25 protein-coding genes are annotated in these 25,070 nt (G+C 41.9%); all 25 read left to right on the top strand.

The genetic code is table 11. The features are described from left to right. Positions 1 to 12 precede the first annotated feature (12 nt). The 25 genes from cutD to IGI44_RS21845 all read left to right on the top strand — a co-directional run bounded on the left by cutD (position 13) and on the right by IGI44_RS21845 (position 24,809). Positions 13 to 963: a choline TMA-lyase-activating enzyme gene (cutD, locus tag IGI44_RS21725; RefSeq protein WP_438789996.1), complete on the top strand. Its 951-nt coding sequence runs from the start codon at positions 13 to 15 to the stop codon at positions 961 to 963. Positions 964 to 975: 12 nt separating this feature from the next. After that, a complete protein-coding gene (locus tag IGI44_RS21730) occupies positions 976 to 1,320 on the top strand; it encodes a BMC domain-containing protein (protein ID WP_438789997.1) in 345 nt (114 codons plus the stop codon). Next, a complete protein-coding gene (locus IGI44_RS21735; RefSeq protein ID WP_438789998.1) occupies positions 1,317 to 1,769 on the top strand; it encodes a EutP/PduV family microcompartment system protein in 453 nt (150 codons plus the stop codon). Before IGI44_RS21730 ends, IGI44_RS21735 begins: the two co-directional genes overlap by 4 nt. Next, on the top strand, positions 1,756 to 2,895 hold the full coding sequence (locus tag IGI44_RS21740) for a 1-propanol dehydrogenase PduQ (protein WP_438789999.1): 1,140 nt from the start codon (positions 1,756 to 1,758) through the stop codon (positions 2,893 to 2,895). The genes IGI44_RS21735 and IGI44_RS21740 overlap by 14 nt, the downstream gene beginning before the upstream one ends. Beyond that, entirely contained in the window at positions 2,895 to 3,461 is a 567-nt protein-coding gene (locus IGI44_RS21745) for a hypothetical protein (RefSeq protein WP_438790000.1), read from the top strand. The genes IGI44_RS21740 and IGI44_RS21745 overlap by 1 nt, the downstream gene beginning before the upstream one ends. A 29-nt stretch (positions 3,462 to 3,490) precedes the next feature. Beyond that, complete coding sequence (gene eutJ / locus IGI44_RS21750; protein ID WP_438790310.1) at positions 3,491 to 4,327, top strand: ethanolamine utilization protein EutJ; 837 nt, start codon at positions 3,491 to 3,493, stop codon at positions 4,325 to 4,327. Positions 4,328 to 4,425: 98 nt separating this feature from the next. Continuing rightward, positions 4,426 to 4,725, top strand: coding sequence for a BMC domain-containing protein (locus tag IGI44_RS21755; RefSeq protein ID WP_438790001.1), 300 nt, complete (start codon positions 4,426 to 4,428; stop codon positions 4,723 to 4,725). Next, positions 4,719 to 4,982, top strand: a complete 264-nt coding sequence (locus IGI44_RS21760; RefSeq protein ID WP_102866482.1) for a EutN/CcmL family microcompartment protein — start codon at positions 4,719 to 4,721, stop codon at positions 4,980 to 4,982. The genes IGI44_RS21755 and IGI44_RS21760 overlap by 7 nt, the downstream gene beginning before the upstream one ends. A gap of 15 nt (positions 4,983 to 4,997) precedes the next feature. After that, positions 4,998 to 5,597 (top strand): cupin domain-containing protein, encoded by a 600-nt coding sequence (locus IGI44_RS21765; protein WP_438790002.1) that lies wholly within the window; start codon positions 4,998 to 5,000, stop codon positions 5,595 to 5,597. Between the two features lie 39 nt (positions 5,598 to 5,636). Next, on the top strand, positions 5,637 to 6,080 hold the full coding sequence (locus tag IGI44_RS21770; RefSeq protein ID WP_438790003.1) for a BMC domain-containing protein: 444 nt from the start codon (positions 5,637 to 5,639) through the stop codon (positions 6,078 to 6,080). A 27-nt stretch (positions 6,081 to 6,107) separates the two neighbouring features. Next, positions 6,108 to 6,257, top strand: a complete 150-nt coding sequence (locus IGI44_RS21775) for a hypothetical protein (protein WP_438790004.1) — start codon at positions 6,108 to 6,110, stop codon at positions 6,255 to 6,257. 82 nt (positions 6,258 to 6,339) lie between these two features. Next, positions 6,340 to 7,896 (top strand): acetaldehyde dehydrogenase (acetylating), encoded by a 1,557-nt coding sequence (locus tag IGI44_RS21780; RefSeq protein WP_438790005.1) that lies wholly within the window; start codon positions 6,340 to 6,342, stop codon positions 7,894 to 7,896. Between the two features lie 32 nt (positions 7,897 to 7,928). Then, complete coding sequence (locus IGI44_RS21785; RefSeq protein WP_438790006.1) at positions 7,929 to 8,564, top strand: phosphate propanoyltransferase; 636 nt, start codon at positions 7,929 to 7,931, stop codon at positions 8,562 to 8,564. Between the two features lie 18 nt (positions 8,565 to 8,582). Next, positions 8,583 to 8,864 (top strand): BMC domain-containing protein, encoded by a 282-nt coding sequence (locus tag IGI44_RS21790; protein ID WP_016178630.1) that lies wholly within the window; start codon positions 8,583 to 8,585, stop codon positions 8,862 to 8,864. 309 nt (positions 8,865 to 9,173) lie between these two features. Continuing rightward, the gene (locus IGI44_RS21795; RefSeq protein WP_438790007.1) at positions 9,174 to 11,603 is read left to right on the top strand and encodes a GH39 family glycosyl hydrolase; all 2,430 of its coding nucleotides are present in this window, start codon (positions 9,174 to 9,176) and stop codon (positions 11,601 to 11,603) included. Between the two features lie 160 nt (positions 11,604 to 11,763). Continuing rightward, positions 11,764 to 13,158, top strand: a complete 1,395-nt coding sequence (locus IGI44_RS21800; RefSeq protein WP_438790008.1) for an MFS transporter — start codon at positions 11,764 to 11,766, stop codon at positions 13,156 to 13,158. A gap of 197 nt (positions 13,159 to 13,355) precedes the next feature. Then, complete coding sequence (locus IGI44_RS21805) at positions 13,356 to 14,450, top strand: Gfo/Idh/MocA family protein (RefSeq protein ID WP_438790009.1); 1,095 nt, start codon at positions 13,356 to 13,358, stop codon at positions 14,448 to 14,450. 79 nt (positions 14,451 to 14,529) lie between these two features. Then, a complete protein-coding gene (locus IGI44_RS21810; RefSeq protein ID WP_438790010.1) occupies positions 14,530 to 15,540 on the top strand; it encodes a sugar phosphate isomerase/epimerase family protein in 1,011 nt (336 codons plus the stop codon). A gap of 13 nt (positions 15,541 to 15,553) precedes the next feature. Beyond that, entirely contained in the window at positions 15,554 to 15,943 is a 390-nt protein-coding gene (locus IGI44_RS21815; RefSeq protein ID WP_438790011.1) for a C-glycoside deglycosidase beta subunit domain-containing protein, read from the top strand. Between the two features lie 17 nt (positions 15,944 to 15,960). Then, on the top strand, positions 15,961 to 17,016 hold the full coding sequence (locus IGI44_RS21820; RefSeq protein ID WP_438790012.1) for a Gfo/Idh/MocA family protein: 1,056 nt from the start codon (positions 15,961 to 15,963) through the stop codon (positions 17,014 to 17,016). A gap of 15 nt (positions 17,017 to 17,031) precedes the next feature. Then, positions 17,032 to 17,943: a sugar phosphate isomerase/epimerase family protein gene (locus IGI44_RS21825; RefSeq protein WP_438790013.1), complete on the top strand. Its 912-nt coding sequence runs from the start codon at positions 17,032 to 17,034 to the stop codon at positions 17,941 to 17,943. Positions 17,944 to 17,951: 8 nt separating this feature from the next. Further along, positions 17,952 to 18,899: an ROK family protein gene (locus IGI44_RS21830; RefSeq protein ID WP_438790014.1), complete on the top strand. Its 948-nt coding sequence runs from the start codon at positions 17,952 to 17,954 to the stop codon at positions 18,897 to 18,899. A gap of 202 nt (positions 18,900 to 19,101) precedes the next feature. After that, positions 19,102 to 21,339, top strand: a complete 2,238-nt coding sequence (locus IGI44_RS21835; protein WP_438790015.1) for a helix-turn-helix domain-containing protein — start codon at positions 19,102 to 19,104, stop codon at positions 21,337 to 21,339. A gap of 187 nt (positions 21,340 to 21,526) precedes the next feature. After that, positions 21,527 to 23,335, top strand: a complete 1,809-nt coding sequence (locus tag IGI44_RS21840) for a beta-glucoside-specific PTS transporter subunit IIABC (RefSeq protein ID WP_438790016.1) — start codon at positions 21,527 to 21,529, stop codon at positions 23,333 to 23,335. Next, on the top strand, positions 23,325 to 24,809 hold the full coding sequence (locus IGI44_RS21845) for a glycoside hydrolase family 1 protein (RefSeq protein WP_438790017.1): 1,485 nt from the start codon (positions 23,325 to 23,327) through the stop codon (positions 24,807 to 24,809). Before IGI44_RS21840 ends, IGI44_RS21845 begins: the two co-directional genes overlap by 11 nt. The last annotated feature ends 261 nt before the right edge of the window (positions 24,810 to 25,070 follow it).

Consider the following 25,070-nt stretch of genomic DNA (forward strand, 5'->3'; position numbering starts at 1 on the left):
AGCTTGGAATGGATGGTAAATGTGAAAGAGGAACGGATAGAACGGCAAGCGATGATTTTCAATGTGCAGAAGTATAGCCTGTATGACGGTCCTGGGATCAGAACTATCGTCTTCTTTAAAGGATGTCCACTGCGTTGTCAGTGGTGTGCCAATCCAGAAGGGATCAAGCGTCGGTTTGAAGTCATGTTTAAGGAAAGTGTTTGTACGAACTGTGGTGCATGTGTGGATGCCTGTCCTTTAGGTATCCACTACATGGATGACAACGGGAAACACCAGGTGCGACGTGATATATCCTGTAATGGGTGTCAAGAATGTGTAAATGCCTGTCCCACGAAGGCACTTAATATCACGGGCTCGATTATGACCATCTCGGAATTAATGGATGTGATTCATGAAGACGACGCCTTTTATGAAATGTCTGGCGGCGGAGTGACTTTTAGCGGCGGCGAATGTACTGCGCAGCCTGAAGCAGCGTTGGCACTTTTGAAAGCATGCAAAGCGGATGGACTAAATACTGCGATTGAAACCTGCGGCCATAGTCACATGAATAAATTGTTAGAAATGGCGGATTATGTCGATCTCTTTCTATATGACATGAAGCACATGGATCCTGTGCGTCACAATGAATTAACTGGGATCAGTAATGAGAAAATCCTAGCTAATTTAAAGGAGCTGTTGGCGCGGGGCTATAAGGTCCAAATCAGAATGCCGATGCTTAAGCTGATCAATGACAGTCATGAAGAAATCAAAGAAATCGTGGAGTTCCTGCTGCCTTACAAAGACTTGCCGAATTTTAAAGGGATCGATTTACTGCCTTACCACAAATTAGGCGTCAATAAATATGGACAACTAGGCATGGACTATCCGGTAGAAGGTGATCCGAGTTTAGCTGATGCTGATTTAGATCAGATTGAGGCATGGATTGCTGAGTATGATTTTCCGGTACGAGTAGTGCGTCATTAAGGGGGAGAAATGATGTCGGAAATATTAGCCCAGCGAGTGATTGAAGAATCGGTACCTGGGAAACAAATTACGTTAGCTCATGTCATAGCAGCGCCAATAACCAGTGTCTATCAATCACTAGGGATCGACGAGGCGGGAGCTATTGGTATTTTGACCTTGTCTCCTTTTGAAACCGCAATGATTGCGGCAGATACAGCGGCGAAAGTGGCGGATGTTGAAATCGGATTTCTAGATCGCTTTACTGGTTCGGTGGTTATCACCGGAGATGTTGAAAGTGTTGAAACCGGCTTGAACGAAGTGCTGCGGGTTTTTAAAGAGGTATTGCGTTTCAACGTAGTGGAAGTGACTCGAACGTGAAAGTTCTTTTAGTCGGTCCAAGAGACAGCGGCAAGCTGAAAATTGCGAATTATTTGGAAAGAACACGTTTGCAGCCGCTAAAGAAAGTTGCAAGTATTGTTTATCATCAACGGACAATCATTGTTCCAGATAGCTACTTGGAAAGTCCTTGGATGCATAAGCATGTGATCGCTTTGCAGCAATCGGCAACTTGCGGGATTTTTTTACAGCCGGTTACTGCAAAACGCGGCAGCTATCCTCCGAACTTCGCGAAGGTCTTTCGAATCCCTATTTATGGAGTAGTCACCTATCACGAGACTTATGAAGAAGCTGCTTTAGAGCAAGCAAAAGCTCAGCTTTTGGCTTGTGGAGTTGAACAGATTGATCTGATTATTGATTTAGAAAAAGAAGAGTTAAATCCAATAGAACAATTAATTTTAGGAAGGGGGCGAGAGAGTGGGAAGTTTTAAAATGGCGACAAAAATCGTTTCCGGTAGTAACGCAACAAATTATCTGAAAGATTGTCCATGCCAGCGGGTCTTAGTGATTTGCGATCCTTTCATGATAATCAGCGGGATGGTAAAGAAGGTCACAGCTATTTTGTCGGAAGCGAAAATACCATACCAGATTTTTTCAGAAATCGTTCCAGATCCAACAATTGAAGTAGTGACTAAAGGGGTTGCCTATGCGGCAGCTTTTCAACCGGACGCAGTGATCGCCTTAGGTGGTGGTTCTGCCTTAGATACGGCAAAAGCGGTTCGACAAATCTATCAACAGGCAGGGATCGAAGCAGCAGTCGAATTGATCTGTATCCCAACAACAAGTGGTACTGGTAGTGAAGTAACTTCATTTGCGGTTATTTCCGATCCATCCGTTAGTGGCAAGTATGCTTTGGTGGATGATGCGATGATTCCTGATATTGCAATTTTAGATCCAGATTTTACCCTAACGGTTCCTAGCGGCGTTACTGCGGACACTGGTATTGATGTCTTAACCCATACCTTGGAGGCCTATGTTTCAACGAATGCCACCGACTTCACGGATGCCTGTGCGGAAAAAGCCATGAGGATCATTTGGCAGGATTTAGCTAAGGTTGTGGCTGATGGTGAAAATGCACAACTGCGGGAGAAAATCCATAATGCTTCGTGTTTAGCGGGGATGGCTTTTAGCGAGGCTTCTTTAGGAATTTGTCACAGCTTAGCTCATGCGTTAGGAGGCCGTTTTCATATTCCTCATGGTCGAGCCAACGCGATATTATTACCACATGTTATTAGCTTTAATGCGGGAATTGAGAGCAATCAGGAGCTGCCTGCTTTGAGTAAGTATGCTGAAGCAGCGAATTTGTTGGGAATTTTTTCTACAACAGAACGAACGACAGTTAATCTGTTGATTGCGGGTATTCAGAAATTAACTCGAAAGTTCGGTATTCCGAAGCTGGTAACGGATTTAGGAATTGAGGAAGCTGCGTTTTGTGCAGCCATTCCAGAAATGGCTGAAGCAGCTTTGAAGGATAAATGTACATTAACGAACCCACGGCAGGTTACGGAAGCGGATCTGGCAGGGATTTATGCCAGAATTTTTCGAGGTGGTTGCTGATGCGTTTTATCACTGAGCAGGAATTACAGTTAAAAAATCGCCAGAAGGTAATCGAACAGTTTTGGTTAGCAGAAGATGAGCGTTTGACCCCTGGGGCAAGACAGTTTTTGACAGATCATCAGATTCCGATTGTAACGCATGATAAACCGGATGTTGTTGGAGGATCGACTGATGAAACGAGAAGAACGCTAGCCTTAGCAACCAAGCGCGAGACTTTTTTTCCGTTATTGGAAGTCGAATTATGGGAGGCGGCGTTAGAGACGAGAAATGTTTGTTCAGCAAGTTGTAAGCGAATAACCGCCTTCACTCAACTTGTAAATGCCATCGCAACAGGAGATCTTGAGGAGTTTGCCGGTACTGAAAATGAAGCAAATGAACTGCTAACGCTTTCTGACATCAGTCAGGAGCAGATTTTTCAGCCAGGGGGAAAGATCATATTAGCATTGAGACGCGCAGTCATCTATGCTAATGCATTAAAAACTTGTGTCACCCATGAACAACAAGCAGCCTTAGAGCAATTGATCCAATTAATTGCAAAAGAAATCGAACAGTTAGAAAAGCTTTAAAATGTTAAAACTTGGAGGAAGCGCCTGTGATGACAATGACCGATATAACCACCTGTGACCAATTAGTCGCAGAATTTGAAGCAGTAATAAAGAAACCGAAGAAAAATTCAACAAGTACGCTTTATACCGGTGTCGATCTTGGGACCGCCTGTATCGTTTTAGCCGTCATGGATGAAAATTATCAACCAGTGGCTGGGGCTTATCGTTATGCGGATGTCGTACGAGATGGCATGGTGGTGGACTACATTGGTGCAATCACCATCGTGAAAGAGCTAAAGGCAGAGTTAGAAGAGCAACTCGGTGAAGAACTTATTTATGCGGCAGCGGCAATTCCTCCTGGAACAGATGCGTTAGATGGCGGTGCAATTAAGAATGTTGTTCAAGGAGCAGGTTTTGAATTGACCAATGTGTTGGATGAACCGACTGCGGCTAATCAGGTGTTAGCGATTCAAAATGGAGCAGTCGTCGATATCGGTGGCGGAACGACAGGTATCTCCATTATCAAAAATGGCGAAGTTGTAAAAGTCGTGGATGAAGCGACGGGCGGGACACACTTGACGCTGGTAACAGCAGGTGCATACAAATTTTCTTTTTCCGAAGCGGAACTGTATAAACGAGATCAAAACAATCATCAAGAGTTGCTTGCTGTTTTGAAGCCGGTAGTAGAAAAAATCGCGACAATCATTACTGAACAAATTGACGGTTTTGAAATCGATGCTCTGTATTTAGTTGGCGGGACCGCTTGCTTGACGGGAATCGAAAAAATCATTGAAGCAAAAACCAATATTAAAACATACAAGCCGTTGAATCCGATGTTTGTTACTCCATTAGGTATCGCGCTGAGCTGCACAGATGAAGCATTGTAGATCAGGCGGTAGGCTAAAAGACTTAAAAAATAGGTTTATGCTTTTATCCTATTGTCGGATAGAAGAACGTGTTTTATCAAATGAAGGAGGAGCAGCAAATGGATTGTCGAATGATTAAATCTCCCGGTGAAGGGACGTTGGCTATATTGAATCGCCGTAAGGGATCTGGCCCTAAAGCAGCACTGGAGGTACCAGACGCAGTAGGATTAGTTCAAGGAAAATTGATTGAAATGGTCTGCGCGGCTGATGTTGCTGAAAAGGCAGTAGGTGTTACGGTGGAGGATATTCGCGGAAGTTGTCCGCAGAATATGATCCTATTAGCGATTTTCGGTGATACCGCGTCTGTCGAAGCAGCAATCGAAGAAATCAAACGAAAAGAGAAGGAACGAAAATGGTAACAGCACGATTAATCGATAATATTTGGGCAACACGAAAATCAGAGCAATTGAACGGATTGAAGCTTATGATTGCAGAAATCATCGGCGGATCACGGGATGGTGAGCAAATGATCGTCTGCGATGTAATTGGTGCAGGGATTGGTGATCGAGTGATTGTTACCTGCGGCAGTGCCGCTAGAAGAATGCTGGAAAATGATGCGATTCCAGTCGACGCGGCGGTGATCGGTATTATCGACGAAGGCTGTGAATCTGTATAGAGAGGATCAGGTGCAATGAAGAAATTGATATGTCTGGAGGCTGTAACGAAAGCGCATGAGGCTGGCGAACCTCTTTGTGTCGATCAGAATACGCTTATCACACCAGCTGCACAGGATTTAATCGAAGAATTAAATATCCCATTAAAAGAATCTTGTATAGAAGAAGAGCTTAATTTGCCTGATGAACTGAATCAGGAGACCTTGTTGCAGCTATTGAAAATGATTTTAGCTGGTGAAACGGCGCCTTTTCAATCTGAAAAACATGCCAGTGGATTAAAAGTTGTTAAAGGCAGCACTGTGGAAATGAATCTCTTTGAAACCGGCGTTCCCGAAGCGAAGGTCTTTTATCAAGAACTCATCAGCAAAGAAGAAGCGAAAATCAGTGCAGGCTTCTTAGAAATTGATCAGTCACGCTTTGATTGGGAACTCAGCTATGAAGAGATTGATTATGTGATTAGTGGAACCTTGGAAATTACGATCGATGGGCAAAAATTCACAGCACTGCCAGGAGATGTAGTCTTCGTACCGAAGGGTAGTAAAGTCACTTGGGGTTCGCCTGATAAAGTGAAGCTGTTTTATGCCACATATCCAGCGAACTGGTCAGAATTGCTGTAGAAGATGGTGCTCACGACGTGAACGATAAAGGAGTAAACAATGAAAGCATTAGGATTAGTCGAAACAAAAGGGTTAGTGGCTGCGATTGAAGCCAGTGACGTCATGCTGAAAACAGCGGAAGTACGCTTAACGCAAAAAGAAATTGTTGGAGGCGGATTGGTGACGGTGATGGTATCAGGAGATGTGGGAGCGGTCAAAACGGCAGTTGATGCTGCGGCTTCAGCTGTGACAAAGCTTGAAGCAACACTGCTTGTGACAACTCATGTCATCCCTCGTCCAGATGAAAGTTTAAGCCTTTTTGAAAAAGCAGAAGAGGTTCAGGAGATTAGCGAAAAATCAATGCCCACAATTGAGGAAGCAGAGTTAACTGAAGTTGAAGAAACAGCCCTTTCTGATAAAAATTTAGAAGAGCCGATCTTGGATGCTAGTCAGAATTCTGAACCCTCGTCAAACCCAATAATTTCAGGAGCAATTCTTGCATAATGGGGAAAGACTGGAAAAATAGCAGAAATGGAAGCAGCTTTAACCGAAATGAAAGTGATTGATCTGCGAAAGCTTGCGAAAAAGCAATCCAATTTTGCTATCAGCAAAAAAGATGTACACAAGGCCAACAAGGAACAGCTTGTTTCTGAACTGTGCGCACATTTTCAAAACGGCTAGTAATGATGTCCTTAAGCCACAGTTACGAAAAATGGATGAGATAGATTTTTTAAAATTTTAGCGCTAAAGGAGCCACATAAAAATGAATAAGTTTGACAAAGATTTATGTTCCGTACAGGAAGCGCGAGACTTAGCTCGAGCTGGGGAAAAGGCTGCTCAAGAATTTGCGACCTTTAGCCAAGAGCAAGTCGATGCAATTCTAAAGAGTATGAAAGAGGCAGCAGAAAAATTTTCTGTTTGCTTAGCGAAAGCGGCTGTAGAGGAAACGGGTTTTGGAAGAGTAGCGGATAAGGCATACAAAAATCATGCAGCCGGAACGTTGCTTTACGAAGAAATCAAAGATGAAAAAACAGTCGGGATCATCGCTGAGGATACCACCAAAGGAACCCTTGATGTGGCGGAGCCAGTTGGCTTAGTTTTAGGCATTATCCCTTCAACCAACCCCACATCAACGGTTATCTTCAAGGCGATGGTAGCGTTGAAGTCACGAAATGCGATTGTTTTTGCTCCGCATCCTGCGGCCGCCGAATGTACGAAAAAGGCTGCAGGCATGATGAGTCGTGCCGCTGAAGCAGCTGGAGCACCAAAAGGCATTATCAGCTGTGTCTCGACACCAACAATGGCATCAACAAATGAATTAATGCATGCTGATGAAGTAAGTTTGATCATCGCTACTGGTGGTCCAGGAATGGTAAAAGCTGCCTATAGTTCTGGAAAACCTGCGATTGGTGTAGGAGCGGGGAATTCTCCTGCTTATATTGAACGTAGTGCGGATGTAAAAAAAGCAGTTTCACAAATTATTGCCAGTAAAACCTTTGACAATGGGACGATCTGTGCCTCTGAGCAATCGATTATCTGTGAATCAGTTAATGAAGCCGAGGTTATTGCTGAATTAAAAGCGCAGGGTGGCTACTTCATGTCAGAAGAAGAGACGGCAAAAGTTTGCGGGCTGCTCTTTAAAGGTAGCGGTCATGCAATGAATGCGAAATTTGTTGGTCGCAACCCGCAAGTGATCGCGGAGGCAGCCGGTTTTACTGTTCCTCATTCAACAACTGTTTTGATTGGTCGTCAAAGCGGTGTCGGTCCGGGAAATCCGTTGTCATTTGAAAAATTAACAACCGTTTTAGCCTTTTATACCGTTAAGGATTGGGAAGAAGCCTGCCATCTGAGCATCGAATTGTTGCAAAATGGCATCGGACATACCATGAGCATTCATACGAATAATCGCGATATCGTCTTAAAATTTGCAGCGAAGCCGGCTTCACGCATTTTAGTGAATACAGGCGGCAGCCAAGGTGGAACAGGAATCAGTACAGGTTTGCCGATTTCCTTCACCTTAGGCTGTGGAACCTTTGGCGGCAGCTCTGTTTCTGAGAATGTCAGTCCGAAGCATTTGTTGAACATTAAAAAAGTCGCCTACGGCTTAAAGGATGTGACAACCTTATTGGCTGAAGATATTAGTTTTTCTCATCCAGAATTGGAAGAGCCAGTGGATGCCTGTTTGGTTGCGAAGCCAGTGAAAGCGAGTCAATCATCCGAGGCTGAAACCGACACTTCAAGTATGAAGGATTTTTCGGCGGCAGAATTGTCAGAATTGGCGGAAGTAGTACGGAAAGTTTTGAAGCAAATGAATGCTTAAATTGAAGCAAATAAAGAACTAAAGGAGTACGAATGGAAGATTATGAAGTGATTCTAAATGCCATCATGGCACATTTAAATCCTGAAGATGTACCAAATGACGATTCGATTCCGGTTGGAATTTCAAATCGACATATCCATTTAAATCAAGCTGCGTTGGATAAGCTTTTTGGCAAAAACTATCAATTAACGAAGCTAAAAGACCTATCTCAACCGGGGCAATACGCCTGTAAAGAATGTGTCACCCTGGCTGGTCCAAAGGGAGTCATCGAAAGAGTCCGAATTTTGGGTCCGGTGAGAACAGAAACACAAGTAGAAATTTTACAAAGCGATACGTTCAAACTCGGAGTAAAGGGTGCGTTACGGTTATCTGGTGATTTAGAAGGAACACCTGGACTGACCTTGATTGGCCCTAACGGTGCATTTGAAATGAGCAAAGGGGTAATTATCGCCAAGCGTCATATTCATATGTTACCGGAACAAGCAGAACGTTTTGGGGTGACAGATGGTCAAGTCGTAACAATCGATTTTGCTGGTGAGCGTGGTGGAAGCTTAAACAATGTAGTAATTCGCGCAACTGCGAATTCAGGCTTAGAGTGTCATATTGACACAGAAGAAGCCAATGCTCTTGGTGTTACGCCAGGAACAACAATAAAAATCAGAAAATAATTTAGGAGGAATACAAAAATGAAATCAGATGCATTAGGAATGATCGAAACAAAAGGATTGATTGGATCAATTGAAGCGGCCGACGCAATGGTGAAGGCTGCCAATGTTACATTAGTAGGAAAAGAACGTGTTGGTGGCGGAATCGTGACTGTTTTAGTTCGCGGTGATGTCGGCGCAGTAAAAGCGGCAACCGATGCGGGGGCAGCTGCGGCTCAACGTGTGGGTGAATTATTATCTGTTCATGTGATTCCACGCCCTCATTCAGAAGTAGAAACAATTTTACCATCAACAAACGCCTAACTGTTTAAATAAAATATTGTTTGATCTTGTACTGTTTCTGGTAAGCCTTGTTACATCAGGCAAAGGAAGCAGTACAGATTTTTTGTATACATAAAAGACAATAAAAAGACTGTTTAAAGTACTTTAAAAAAGTGCTGAAAAAGGAGAATTCTCCAATAATTGAAGAATTTGACCCAAAGTTTTTAAGAAAACTAGAACCTCTAGGTTGTTCTCATGTATGATGAAGAGAGAAAAACCGCTTACTTAACCCAGCGTACTGGCGGTATAATGATTAGTTGTTAGCAATGAGCGGCTCAGAGGAGGGATACTATGCGTTTGATTGAACCATGGGAGAACATTGAGATAAATGTATTGACAGATAATCGAATCATGCAGCATTTTGATTTGAATATCCATTTAATCTACGTATTAGCTGGTGAAGTAATGATTGAAAAAGAAGGAACGATTCTTTCATTGCAGAAGAATGATTTTTACATTTTATCTAAATCGTTAGTACATACAGTTTATACCAAAAATGCGCGCGCCTTTGAAATTGTGTTGAAGTACGATTTTGAAGAACAGGCGGCTCAGGTTTTTGAAGGAAATTCGGTTACGGATGCGAAGAGAGCAGATCATCAAGTCATTCAATCCATCGAGAGACTATTAAAATTGTATATTTTGCAGGAAAAACAGACAATTTCAGCGGTCTTTGAAGAATATTTTCATATCCTGCAACTGCTAGAGAAGGAGTATACCAAGCCTTCTACGATTGAAGAAGAGCGAAGCATGAAGCAAAAGGTTTACGAGCTGAAATTTTACATTGATAACAATTTCGATAAGGATATTCGTTTAGTAGATATTGCCAATAAGCTCTATGTTTCCGATCAGTATTTATCACGCAGCTTTTCTAACGAAATTGGCATGCCGATGAACGAGTATTTGATTCGCAAGCGTTTGGAAAAGGTTCGTAAAGACTTGTTAGAGACAGAAAAATCAATTACCGATATTGCTTTTTCAGCCGGCTTTTCGAATATTAACTCGTTTAATCGCTTATTCAAGAAGTATCAAGGGCTGACACCTAGTGAATTTCGCAAAGAGATAAAGGCAGAAGCCAAAGTCGACGCCAAAAAAAAGCAGCTGGAGAAGGCGGATATCCAAAGCCTAGAAATCTATTTTAAGGAAAAAGAAAGCAAAATCGATGATGAGACGATTCAGGTTTCCATGCAAGAAGCTACAAGGCAGAATTTTCAGAAAAATATGATTAATCTGGGATATGCGGGTGATTTGACGCATGCCTCCTTTGCAGAACAAATCCAATTTTTGCAGGAAAATAATCCCTTTAATTATGGTAGAATCTGGGGCTTGCTAAGTGAAGAAATCCTCGAACAGGTAGGAGAAGCCTACGATTTTTCGACGGTGGATGAGATCATCCGGATCATGCTGAAGGCAGGGATCAAGCCCTTTTTGGAACTGGGCTTTAAAGGAAAGCTGATCCATGAATCCCATACCCAAATTATTAAAAGCCATCCTTTTATCCGGAAGTCTTATGAACTATCAGATTTGATCCAACGATTCCAAGTTTTTTTTCATCACTGTGTCGATGTATTTGGTTTAGAAGAAGTTTCTTCATGGATGATTGAGATCTGGAAGCCAAATCCGTTGGTTTTGAAAACGATCGGTTGTGAGGAGTTAATGCGCATTGATGATAACGGCGTTCAACTGAATTTGGCGAAAGAAAAAACCTATATTGACGTCTTTTCAAACATTCAACAAGCGGTAAAGCAAATTGTTCCTACGATCCAAATTGGCGGCTGCGGCTTAAGTTTGGATATTGAAACACGAGATTTGAGTGATTTTCTTACCAAGTGGACCACAAGTAAAGGAGCACCGGATTTTCTTAGTTTATCGATCTATCCGATGGATGCGGTGAAGCAGCAGATGAATCAAAAGAAACAACACCATGAGCCGATTTCACCAGACTCTGACTACATGCTTCATCGCATAAAGGATTTCAAAGAGCTTGTGACGGAAATCAATTATCAGGGAAAAATTTTCATTACAGAATTCAATGTAACCATTTTAAGTCGCGATATTATCAATGATACGGCTTTTAAGGGCAGTTATATCTTGAAAAATGCTTTAGGGGCGATGCCGCATTGTGATTTAATTGGCTATTGGCAACTGACGGATTTATCGGTTACGACCTTTGACACAGCCAATAAAGAGATTTTTGGCGGGTCCGGGTTGATTTCTAAAAACGGTATACCGAAGATTGGCTATTATGCTTATCGTTTCCTAAATAGATTGAGTAAACAGGTAGTGTATCAATCAGAGGATTTATTGATAACAAAAGAGGATCCGAACAAAATACAAATTTTGTGTTATTCCTATAGTCATTTAAACTCTACCTATTATTACGATCATAATAGTGTTTTTACTAGGAGAAACGCAGCTGCGCTATTTGCCTCTGGAAATGTTCAAACGAAACGGGTGCTGTTAAAAGAGTTGAAAGAGGAGGAGAGTCACTATCGTATCAAGTATTATCGTATTGGAGCAGAGGCTGGCAATATATTAGAAGAAATTAATCAGGTCAGCAGTTCTGATCGATTAGATGATGAATTGATTACTTATCTGAAACATCGCTGTGAACCGCAGCTTGAAATAAGAGACGGGCATTCTCGAAACCACCAGTTAAAAATCGAATTGGCGCTTTTTCCGCAGGATATTCAACTGATCGAAATCCAAAAGATCTCTCGTTAACAAGATTGTGTAATACAATCTTGTTTTTTTGTGGCGTTTTTGTCGATCATCCTGTGAAAGTATCAGTAGAATCGATCGAAAACGCCGAGTATTGTACCTTCTAGCAGATTAAACTAATCATTGTAAACGTTTGCAAATAAACTATTTCTAGGAGGTTCACATGGAAAAAGATGTCTTTGAAAATGGAATGAAGATGGAGAAAAAGGGATTAACGAAGTTTTCTATGATGGCGTATGGATTGGGTGATTTGGCAAGCCAATTTGTCTGGACGTTTGTCGGCACTTATTTAACCGTTTTTTATACGGATATTGTTGGTTTGGCTCCAGTTGCAGTTTCGATGATTATGTTAATTGCTCGATTATGGGATGGGATCAATGACCCGATGATGGGAATGATCGCTGAACGGACCAGAAGCAAACTCGGACGTTTTCGTCCCTACATCGCTTTCGGCTCACCATTTCTAGCACTATTTTCAGTCTTGACCTTTACCGGTCCATTCGGAAATGGAACAGCGGGCATCATTTGGGCAGCAGTCATCTATATTATTGCCGGAATGATTTATACCTTGGTGAATATTCCTTACGGTGCCTTGGCAGCGGTCATGAGTGAGGATGCCAATGAACGAAATCAGTTAAATGCTTGGCGTTCGGTTGGGATGAATGTTGGAATGATTATTGTGAATTCGATGTCTTCCTTTATCATGTTGGCATTTTCAGATGGCTCGCAGGTAGCGACTGGCCGCGGCTATTTTATGACAGCTTTGATCTATGCAGTGATTTCGATTCCATTGTTCTTCGCGGTGTTCATGACCTCGCGGGAAGTGGTTCAACCAATGAAAAATGAACACAAAGTACCATTTCGGACGACGATCAAAAATGTCATTGGGAATAAATATTTAATGATTGTTTTTCTGATCATGATCTTGCAAATGACGGCTTTTATGGGAAGAATCGCCGTGACAACTTTTTATGTCATCTATTGTTTAGGCGCGTTTACCTTGATCGCATTGCTGATGACGATTCCATCGATTGGCGGAGCTCTTTGCTCCTTAGCCATTGTTCCATTGGTGAAACGCTTTGGCAAACGCAATGTATTGATGGTTTCCTTGATTCTTCAAGGAATTGGGTTGTTAGTGGTGTATTTCGCTGATTTTGACAATTTACCGATGATTATTGCCGGTCATGTGATCTTTGGACTTTTCAATATGGGCTTTCCAATCTCCCTTTCATTAGTCGCGGATTCTGTGGATTATCAAGAATTGAAATCAGGCGTTCGGACAGATGGCACAGCTTATGCCACTTATGGATTAGCGACAAAAATTGGAAACGCTATCGGTGCTTCTGTGGGGATCATGTTGCTGCATTCATTCGGCTATCGGGCCAATATGGAACAATCACTGGCGACTAAAAATGGCATCAATTTAGTCGTAAATCTGATTCCGGCAATCTTGTTCTTCGCATCAGCCTTAGCTTGTCTACTATGGAACTTAAGTGACAAGGATACGGATGATATTCGGACTCAACTAGATGAAAAACGTGAGAATAGCAACGACTGAGCATAAATGTATGATACAAACTTGCACGATAAAAACTATAAATGGACAAAGTGCAAAGATGTTTGGTCTTTTAACGTAGGATTTGAGGAGTACAATAATCCATCATTCAGTAAACTAGTATTTGTAAGCGATATCTATTAGCTGGTTAGTCAGAATGGGTGATTAGCTACTATCAAGCAATCAAGGAGGAAAACAACGTGAAAAAATTAAAATTCGGTATTATCGGGTGCGGCGGGATCGCCAACCAAAAGCATTTACCAGCGTTAGCGAAATTAGCAGATCAAGTAGAACTGGTGGCCTTTTGTGACACGATCCTTGAACGGGCAGAAGCTGCAGCGGCAGAATATGGGGCTTCAGATGCTTTAGTAACCGCAGATTATAAAGAAGTCGTGGCGAAGAACGACATAGATGTGATTCATGTATTAACTCCAAACATTTCTCATTCATTTATTACCGTTGATGCCTTAGAAAGCGGCAAACATGTGATGTGTGAAAAACCGATGGCGATCAATTATGCCGAAGCGAAAAAAATGCTGGATGCAGCAGAACGTACAGGTAAAAAATTAACGATCGGGTATCAAAATCGTTTCCGGGCGGATTCATTAGCAACCTATGATGCCTGCAGCAAGGGCGAATTAGGCGAAATCTACTTTGCCAAAGCCCATGCCGTTCGTAGAAAAGGAGTTCCAACGTGGGGTGTGTTCCCAGATAAAGAAAAACAAGGCGGCGGACCGTTGATTGACATCGGTACCCATGCGTTAGATTTAACCCTTTGGTACATGAATAATTACAAACCAAAAATGGTTTTGGGCTCGACCTATCAAAAATTGAAGGATAATCCAATGGCGAATATGTTTGGACCGTGGGAGCCGGAATCCTTTGAAACGGAAGATTCCGCATTCGGTTTAATCAAAATGGAAAATGGCGCAACGATCTTCTTGGAAGCCGCTTGGGCCTTGAACATGATCAATCCGAAGGAAGCGCAGGTCACACTTTGCGGGACAGAAGGCGGCGCGGAAATGTTCGGGAAAGCCTTCTTGGATCAAGGGTATGTAGTCTTTAATAAAGCAGCTCATAACCAATTGGAGCAAACACAACCTTCCGATGCTGGCGGTGTCTTTGGCTTTGAAGGCAGCAGCTTGGAGCAAAAAGATGCGGAAGCGAAGCAATGGGTCGAAGCGATCTTAAATGACACAGAACCCGTCGTCAAACCAGAACAAGCGATTGTAGTGACACAAATTTTAGAAGCCATCTACAAATCTGCTGAAACTGGAAAAGTTGTAGAACTGTAATTTAATGAGGCGGACGAGCGCAATTGAGAGCAGGCGCTCGTCCCATCATCTTTATTAATTATTCGTAGGAGGAATACAAATGTCGAAAATCAAAACGGCTGTAAGTTTATATAGTTTACAGGATGAATACTTAAATCATCGCATGAACTTGGATGATTTGATGCACTTTTTACAGGAACATCAGGTTGAAGGAGTAGAAATTTTACCAGATCAAATGATCAAAAACGCGCCTCATCCAGCTGAAGAAGATGTGGCTCATTGGCATCAGCTTTTAGAAGAAACAGGAATCAAGCCAGTCATCGCGGATGTTTTTTTAAACACCAATCTCTATAACAATCGCAGCCTAACAAAACGCGAGTGTATTGAGTTATTGATCGAAGAAATCAAACAAGCCAATCGCTTAGGAATTAAATTGATTCGTTTGGTATCAATGGTGCCTTATTGGGTCTGTGAACCGTTGCTGCCTTATTGTAAAGAATATGATGTGACGATTGCTTTAGAAATTCATGCCGGCATGGCCTTTGATGAACCTGAGACGCTTCATTTTATCGAAGAAATGAAACGGTTGGACTCTCCCTATATCGGGTTAGTGATCGATACAGGAATTTTCTGTAAAAAATTCCCGCGAGTAGTGGTGAACTATGAAGTCAATAATGGCGCAAGCCCAGAAATGTTTGCTTACTTAGATGAGATCTTTGCACAAGGAACAGACCTTCACCGTGTCGTAAAAGAAAACAATGGCGAATATCCAGAAGAATTCAAAAAAGTTATCAAAACCAAAGAGGATCAAATGTTTGCGCCGCTTTGCGATGGCTATGAAAATTATCCGTTTACCGTGATGGACGAATATATGCCTTACATCAAGCATTTCCACATCAAAATGTTTGAAATGACCCCTGAAGGTCCAGAATACTCGATGGATTATAAAGGACTTTTAGAATACCTGCATGAAAAAGACTATGACGGTTACGTGGCAACAGAGTATGAAGGCAACCGCTTCACATTACCAGGTAAGCCAATGCAGGAAAAAGAACAAGTGGCCGCAAACCAAAAATACTTGCAGGCGTGCTTAAAAGAGATTCAAGGATAGGAGGATGTAGAGAATGTTTGACAATAATGTGTTTAAAGAAGCTACCTGCAAAAATATTGAAGAAAAGGGCGAAGTGATCGGATTCGAATTACAAACGCTGATTACGTATTATCGTGGTGTCCCTCTTTCCATGGTGGAATTTATTAAAGTAGCGGTGGATGATGCGGAAGTCTCCACAGAAGACATCCAAATTTCAATCGACCAGCAAGATTGGTTCTATTTAAAAGAAGCAACAACTGTTACCACTTATAAATGGGAGTATGGTGAACCTTTATATATTCGCGTCTTAAAACCAGGCGGACTATCAACAGGCGATCACCGAGTGAAATTGACTGTAGCTACTAGAACGGCGTATATTCCGGTGCCGTTAGTCGGTGTGAAAGAACGAACGGTGACGATTTAAGAGAAGGGGTTAGAAAGATGTTAAATTTTGGAATCATTGGACATGGTTTCATGGGTCAAACTCATGCGCAAACCATCAAAAAATTAGATTATGCAACCTTGATCGCCGTGTGTGATATTAATAAGGACCAGCTGAAGGAAGTAGACGAAGGCGTAAAAACCTTTTTGAAGGCGGATCAATTATTAGCAGAAAAAGACATTGATACAGTCATCATCGCGGTGCCGAATCATCTACATTTAGAAATGGTGAAAAAAGCGGCTGCAGCCAAAAAGGATATTATTTTGGAAAAACCAGCGGCGATGAATGGCACAGAATTTCAAGAAATGATGGCAGTCACCGAAGCGGCCGGTATTCGCTTTACGATTCACCATCAACGTCGTTGGGATAAGGATTATCGCTTGATGAAGGAAGTGGTCGACAGTCAAACACTGGGCGACATTTATACGATTAAAAATTGTCTCTATGGCTTCAATGGAAACATGCACGATTGGCATGTGTATCCGGAGTTTGGCGGCGGGATGCTCTATGATTGGGGCGTGCATTTGCTGGATCAAATGCTGTGGATGATTCCAGGAAAATTGAAGACGGTTTATGCGGATGTGCGAAATGTCATTAATGAAAATGTCGATGATTACTTCAATATCCAGCTCTATTTTGATAGTGGAATCACTGGTCAAGTAGAATTAGGGACGTATTTCTTAAAAGACGAAGCTTCATGGTTTGAGCGCCATTGGTTTGTTGGGGGAAATAAGGGCAGTGCTTATGTGGACGGATTTAATCCGCAAGGGAAAATCGTTCGGACAAGTGAATTGTTAACAAATGTTCCAGGCAAGATTACTATGACGGCAGCCGGTCCGACCCGTTCATTTGGCCCACCGCCAGAAGGCCGCCTAGTCACCGAAGAGCTTCCCGCTGTTTCAGTTAATCATGACATGTTTTTTGATCAATACAGAAGTTATGTGGCTGGCGAAGGCGAATTAGTAGTTAAACCAACAGAGATATTACGCTTAATGAAGCTATTGGATGCAATCCGCGTCTCAGCGAAGGAGCACCGTTCAGTTGATTTTGAATAGAAAGAGGGTAGGAACATGCAATTAGGATTGGTTTCAGCGATTTTAGATCAAAGTGATTTTTATGAAATGATCGATATCGTTGCTGAAAATGGATTGGATTGTGTGGAGGTTGCCTGCTGGCCTGCTGGAAAAGCAGAGCGTCGTTACGCGGGCGTTTCACACATTGACACAGAAAATTTGACAAAGGAACAAGCAGAGAAATATCAAGCCTATGCTGCTGAGAAGAAGGTTGCGCTCTCGGCTTTGGCCTATTATCCGAATCCGTTAGATGAGGATTTGGAAAAACGTCAGCTGGTGATTGAGCATATTTATTCAGTGATTGATGCAGCGAAATTAATGGAGATAAACTTGGTGACGACCTTTATTGGCCGGATGCCTTCAAAAACGATCTCTGAAAATTTAACGGAAGTGGAAAAGGTTTGGAAGCCGATCTTAGCGTATGCGGAGAAGCAAAAAGTTAAGATCGCGATTGAGAATTGTCCGATGCTCTTTACCGAAGATGAATGGCCAGGCGGTCAAAATTTGATGACGACTCCTGCTTTATTCAGAAAAATCTTTGACCTTTTAGGTAGCGACTACATCGGCCTAAACTTTGATCCATCGCATTTTGTTTGGCAGCAAATGGATTATTTGGCTCCGATCTATGAATTCAAAGATAAGCTGTTCCATGTTCATTATAAGGACATCAAAGTTTATTGGAACAAACTCCAAGAGGTCGGCGTGATGGCGACACCGTTAGAATATATGTCACCAAAATTACCAGGCTTAGGCGACGTTGACTGGGGTAAATATGTTTCGGCTTTAACCGATATTGGCTATAGCGGCTATACCTGTATTGAAGTAGAGGATCGGGCGTATGAGTCTGATTACGAAGATGTCAAACGTTCGATCAAGCAAAGTGCCCACTACTTACGAAACTTTGTCTAGGTGATGGGATGAGAACACAAGAAAATAGACTAATCGGAATCGACATTGGTGGCACCTCTATCAAGTTTGCCTTGATGAACGATGCAGGAACGATCGAGAAGAAGTGGTCGATCCCAACCAACATTACAGAAAAAGGAAAAGACATTCCTAAGGAGATTTGCGCCTCCATTCGAACGACACTTGAAGATGCTGAACTAGCAGCGGTAAAAGGAATCGGGATCGGTGTACCGGGCCCGATCTCGCCAGATGGGAAAATGGTCGTTCAAGCGGTGAATTTGGATTGGAAGGACCTGCCATTAAAAGAAATAATCGAAACCGATTTAGGAATTGGCGTGTGCTTATTAAATGACGCAAATGCAGCCGCACTAGGCGAAATGTGGAAGGGCGCAGCTCAGGGCAACGCGAATCTGCTGTTTGTCACTTTAGGTACAGGCGTTGGCGGCGGCATCGTCTTAAATGGTGAAGTCTTGAATGGCTGTCATTCCTCTGGCGGAGAGATCGGTCATATTCCGATTCGCTCTGACGAACAGCGCTTGTGCGGTTGCGGTGGTAGAAATTGCCTCGAAACCTTTGCTTCTGCCAACGGGTTGACCTTAAGCATGCGAAAGAAACTGGTGGAAGTTAATGAGACGTGGCCGGAAATCACGCCGCCAATGGTTTTTGAGAAAGCGGCCCAAAAGAATGGCCATGCGCAGGCAGTATTGGCAGAATTTACGGATATCTTAGGACAGGCCTTAGCTGGAATCATGAATACGATCGATGTAGAAGAAATAGTGATTGGTGGCGGACTATCCGAAGCTGGCGACCAATTGTTGCTGCCACTTACAGACAAGCTAGAGCAGTATGTGTTTCCGCAAATCAAAGGACATTTCTCCGTAAAGAAAGCGCAGCTTGGGAATGAAGCCGGAATCTATGGAGCGGTGTACGCGTATTTAACGAACAATGACTGCTTATGAGAGTACTTGGAATTAGTGGTTTTGAAACGAAAAATAGGACTCAATCAATTTTTGACATCTTGAAAGCTTTTGGCGAACCTTGTTTCTTCCAAAGTGAGTAAAGATGTTTTCTTTTTGTCAGGTTTATTTTGATAAAAACGGATACAAATGGGGATTCTTCCTATACGATAGAAGTAAGTGAATGCAGGAAAGAGGAAGTCGAATGAATAAGACGATTGATATAAGTATCTATAATCAGTCATTGGATAAGAGCCGCGATAAGAATTTTTACTTGTATTATGTTTTAAAGGGACAGATTTTTCTCCATTTGGCTCATGGAATTTCTGAGCTAAATGAAAAGGATCTTCTACTGTTAAATCCAAATGAAGATGTAGCGGTAGATTGTCGTGACGGCGCTTTTGCGCGGCTCACTATTTCCAGCAACGAGCTGCTGCGAATGATGGATTACAAGAAAATCGTTTTTGTTTGTGATAGTCGAAAAGGGGACGGGCAGTTATTCGACAAGCTGCGTCTGCGTTTGAATAAGCTGATCGAGCTGGATATCGAAATGGATGAGCATTATTTGCATTATCAAAAAGAAATGTTCGATTTCCTCTCATTTTTAGTGACCAATTTTGCCAATAATCTTTTTATTGAAAATGAAGATGAAGCACGGAAAAATAGTATTCTGGCGTATATTCATGCGAATTACGCAGAGGACCTTTCCCTTCAAGTAATCGCTGAAAAATTCAATGTGACGCCGCAATATTTTTCGAGATATTTCAAGGAAACCTTTCAAGTGACCTTTCTAAAATGTTTAACGGACATTCGTTTAGAGCAGGCGTTGGAGGATGTAGTCAATTCGCCGGATACCCTATTGAAAATAGCGTTGTCACATGGCTTTCCCAATCAAATTTCTTTTACAAAGTCCTTTAAGGCTCATTTTGGTGTGACGCCGACTGATTACCGCAAAAGCCATTTTGAGAAGAAAGCGACACTGGAAGAAGTCAACGATGCCGAGGTTCAGAAGTTACTGCTTGGTAAACCAGAGCAGATGAAAGAAGAACGCCATCAGATTTGTGTCGAAATTGGGGATGAGCCGGAGACACTCAAGCCTTTTTGGTTCGATATCGTGAATATCGGATCGATCTCGCGAGTTTTCGAAAACGGCTTGAACGAACAGTTGCTTGAATTGAAAAGCAGCATGCCCTTTAAAACTGCCAGAGTAATTCTGGACAATCATCTGACCCAAAATACGACTTTTTTCATTGAGGAGAAGACGTTAGATTTTTTGGTTAGTTTGGATTTCAACATCATGCTGGTGCTCGATTATCGGGATATATCGCATCAGCCAAGTTTTCAAGCGTATTTTGAACAGTTCTTAAATCATTTTGCCAATCGTTATGGCATTAAAATTTTGAAAAGTATGACCTTTGAATTGTTCTATAATACGTATTTTTCTGAAAGCAAGGCCAGTAACTATGCGAAGCTTTACGAGAAATTATCTCGGGTGTTAAATAAATTGGGCTTAGCGAAAAATCTTGTAGGCCCTGGCTTATTGATGGATACTTCAGGTGGAAATCTCGCCCGTTTTTTAGAAAAAAATCAACACCTTTCGAAGCTAACCATCAACATTGCTCCTTATTCCATCGAGAAATTAGGGGCGAAGTATTATATTAATCGCAAACCAGATACGAATTATATTGTGCAGCAATACGAACTAGCGAAAGAAATTTGTTTGAAACATGGCATTACGGAGGTTGTCATTACTAGCTGGAAGGATGCTCTGAATGAGTTTTCAGTCATCAATGATTCGTCTTATCGCGGAGCTAGTATTTTGAAAAATATTATTGACGCCTACGGGAGAGTAGAGAGCTTGCCACTCGAGCAGCCCTTTGATTTGATGGTTCCTATCACATCCAATAAGCCGTTATCCGGTTTGCCAGGAATTCTTACGAAGGATGGCATCAAGAAACCGGCGTATTATAGCTTGAAATTTCTGAATCAGTTGGATAAATACTTTTTGTACAAGGATGACAGTATGCTGATTTCTTATAGTAACCGACAATATATTCAGCTGGTCTGCCATAATTGTAAAAGCCCAAACTATCGGTTCTATAATCAGGAAAATGAAGGGGCGATCATTAGTGATTTTAAGGAGCTTTTTGAAGACAATCAGGCAAAGACGATCAAATTGACGATTTCTGGACTGAAAAATGGTCAGTATTTTTTGAAATCAAGAGAACTGAGTGAGGAGCAGGGCAGCTGTTTGCATATTTTTAATGAGATGGGGTTTGAAAATAGCTCTTTTTTCGGCAGAGATGAGCTGGATTATCTTTTGTCTGCCTCTAAACCGATGATTAAAGGGAAAAGAATGCGTACAACTACCAATAGTTTGGAAATAGAGATCATGCTTCAGCCAAATGAAATCCGGCATTTACATTTGATTTATGTTCATTGATCAAACCTGTTGATAGGCTCTTTTTGACCCATATTAATAATCCTATAGTAAATTTTAACTTTTTTCAGCAGGTTAAGTGAACAGATTAAAAATTGAATAGGATTAATTTTTTTCTGGATAAGAACGCGAAAGATGAACGCAGGAATTTTAGCGATAATAAGGTATATCATCGAAGGGAGCAATTATAATGAAGCACAAAAATCTTGCAGAAGTCATTATTCGTTGTGTTGGAGGAAAAGAGAACATTACCTCCGTCTCTCATTGTGTCACGCGACTGCGCTTTGTACTAAGGGATGAGTCTTTAGTAGACGAAGCGGCGTTGGAAAATGAGGGTGGGATTATCGGTCTTACGCGTTCCAGTGGTCAATTTCAGATAATTATCGGACCAGAAGTGGATCAGGTGTACAAAGAGGTACAGAAAATTTTAGGTGATTCGGTCAAGTCTGAGTCTTCAATTACAAGTAAGCAAGAAGGAAACAAGCTTGTGAATCTCTTGAAACAAGGGCTAGATACCATGATCAGCTGCTTTGTTCCGGCCATTCCTGTGATCGCTGGTTCTGGGATGATCAAGGTATTGGCTGTGTTGCTTAATTTTACTGGTTTAATCGCAGTTGATTCATCGAGTTATATTGTCTTGAATATGATTGGAGATGCTGTTTTTTATTTCTTACCTGTAATCGTTAGTTACAACGCTGCTAAAAAAATGAATGTGGATGTTTTTCTGGCTCTAGCAATTGCCCTTATTATTTTACATCCGACGTTGTTGACCTTAGGCGATGAAGGAACAGCCACCACCTTTTTCGGAATCGGCGTGAAAATCATTAATTACAGTTCACAAGCCTTGCCAGCAATTTTCGGTGTTTGGCTATTGAAATACGTGGACAAATTCGCGGATAAGGTCAGTCCTTCGATTGTGAAAGTTTTTCTTCGGCCAATGATCTCCTTACTGATCGTTGCACCGATCATGCTGATTATCATCGGACCAGCAACGACGATCATTGGAGATGGATTCTTCAAGTTAGTCAACATTATGAATCAATGGGGCTGGGTTGCAGTTGGTCTGAATGCGGCACTATTCCCGATCATGGTACTAACAGGGACGCACAATGTAACGATTCCGTTATTAGTACAAATGTTTGCGACCCAAGGGTTTGACGCCATTTTCTTGCCATCCGGATTAGCTGCGAATATCGCTGAAGCTGGTGCAGCTGGTGCGGTTGCTGTCAAAACAAAAAATAATGCTTTAAAGGGAACCGCCATTTCCGCGACGATTTCCGCTTTGTTGGGCATTACGGAGCCAGCACTTTATGGGGTCAATCTTCGTTTGAAACGCCCATTTATCGCCGTGTTATTAGGTTCATTATTAGGCGGCTGCTATATTGGATTTTTAGGGATAACGGCACCGACCTTTGTTACACCTAGTCTATTAACGATTCCGATTTATGCCGGATCCATTTCTAACTTTATTTTAGGTTTAACCAGTATTCCGGTGACCTTCTTAATCACGTTCATTATTACCTATGTGATTGGTTTTGAGGATATTGCCGATACAAGTCAAACAAATACCGTGGAATCTCCAGTAAAAGGGAAAATTGTTAAATTAGAGGAAGTCAATGACCAGGCATTTTCATCAAAAATGATGGGAGAAGGCTTTGCCGTTGTTCCGAGTGAAGGGAGAGTAACCAGTCCTTTTGATGGCGAAGTCGTTTCTGTTTTCCCGACAAAGCACGCGATTGGCTTGAAGCGTTTAGATGGTTTGGAATTATTGATTCATGTAGGAATTGATACGGTTGAACTTAAGGGCGAGTATTTTGAAACGCTCGTGAAGCAAGGTGATTTTGTGAAAAAGGATCAACCATTGCTGACGTTTGACGCTAAAAAAATCAAAGAATTAGGCTTTGATACGACGACGATGGTTGTTGTGACAAATTCGAAGGAGTTTGAAGAAATTCACTTGAGAGACATGGACGGAGCTGAAGTATTGTATGTTAGATAATAAAATGCCAACTGATTTTTTATGGGGAGCTTCGACTGCCGCAAACCAGATTGAAGGTGCGTGGAATGAGGATGGAAAAGGCGTCAGTGTCATCGATACGATCGCTACAGATATGGATGAAGGGGTTCGTGTAGAAGTTGCATCCGCTTTTGAAGACGAATACTATTCTTCTCATAAAGCAGTGGATTTCTATCATCATTATCAAGAGGATATCAAATTAATGGGCGAAATGGGCTTAAAGGCGTATCGCATGTCGATAGCTTGGACGAGAATTTATCCAAATGGGATTGAAGAAGAGCCAAATGAAGCTGGATTACAATTTTACGATCGGATCTTTGAAGAATTATCAAAATATGATATCGAACCGATCGTGACGATTTCTCATTATGAATCTCCTTGGTATCTGGCGGAAAGAGGCGGCTGGACCAATCGTGAAATGATCGATCATTATTTGAAATATTGTCAGACGTTATTCGAACGCTATCATGAACAGGTCAGCTATTGGATCACCTTTAATGAAATCAATTGTACGTTAGTCAATTTTGGGATTCGGACAGCCGTTGGCTTGAACGCCTCGATTCCTTCTGAGATTAACAACGATAATACGAGATATCAGGCACTGCATCATCAATTCTTGGCTAGTGCGCAAGCCGTAAAAATGGCCCATGACATTGATCCAACCTTAAAAGTCGGCTGTATGATCGCTAGTATGGTGGGCTATCCTTTGACGAGTGATCCTCAGGATGTCTTTAGCACATTGCATTACGAGCAGATGAAAAATATGTTTTGCAGCGACGTGATGATCCGTGGGTATTATCCAAACTACTCTAAACGTTATTTTGACGAACATCAGATTTCGTTTCACACAGAACCTGGTGATCAACAAATTTTAGCCGAAGGGTGTGTTGATTTTTATTCCTGCAGCTATTATCAGTCCCTTTGCGTGAGCAGTCAGGAAGAAGGGGAAGCATTAGGCAAGGATAAAGCCGCGGGAAATCTGATCTCAGGCTTTGGTGTAAAAAATCCTTATTTACAGGAAAGCGAATGGGGCTGGCAAATCGATGCCACGGGGTTGAGGTATCTACTGAATACCGTTTATGATCGCTATCAAATTCCGATCATGATCGTTGAAAATGGTCTAGGAGCGAAGGACAAGCTGATTAACGGACAAATCGATGATCAGTACCGCATTGATTATTTGCAGGCGCATGTCGAAGCGCTGATGGAGACAATTAAGGATGGAGTGAACGTGATTGGCTACATGCCTTGGAGCGCGATTGATCTGGTCGCTTTATCGACAGGAAGTATTGAAAAAAGATACGGCTTTATCTATGTTGATGCGAATAATCACGGAGAAGGCAGCTTCAAACGCTACCCGAAAGCTTCTTACTATTGGTATAAGCAGGTGATTGATAGTAATGGTCAAAGTATCTTGAAAAAACCTGTAGCTGATGAGCGAGTGACTTCTTTATAGGAGTACAGACAGGTATTTCCTAAACGTTAACTCCTTCGTGATGCACAACAGAAGTGCAAAAGAATGGAAGTTTGGAAAAAATGTGACGAAGCGATAAAAAAACGTGTAAGGACATGCTCTCGCAGCAAGTCTTTACACGATCTTTTTATGGATAGTCAACCCTTCAACGATGAATCAAAAATGCAGGATAAGCCAATAGCATGCGTTTTCTCAGAATCTATGGTAATTTCGAATAAAGAACGGTTATTTTACCAAGGAGGC

Origin of the sequence: Enterococcus sp. DIV0756, assembly GCF_051710745.1 — a bacterium.
In the GTDB taxonomy this organism is placed as follows: Bacteria; Bacillota; Bacilli; order Lactobacillales; family Enterococcaceae; genus Enterococcus_A.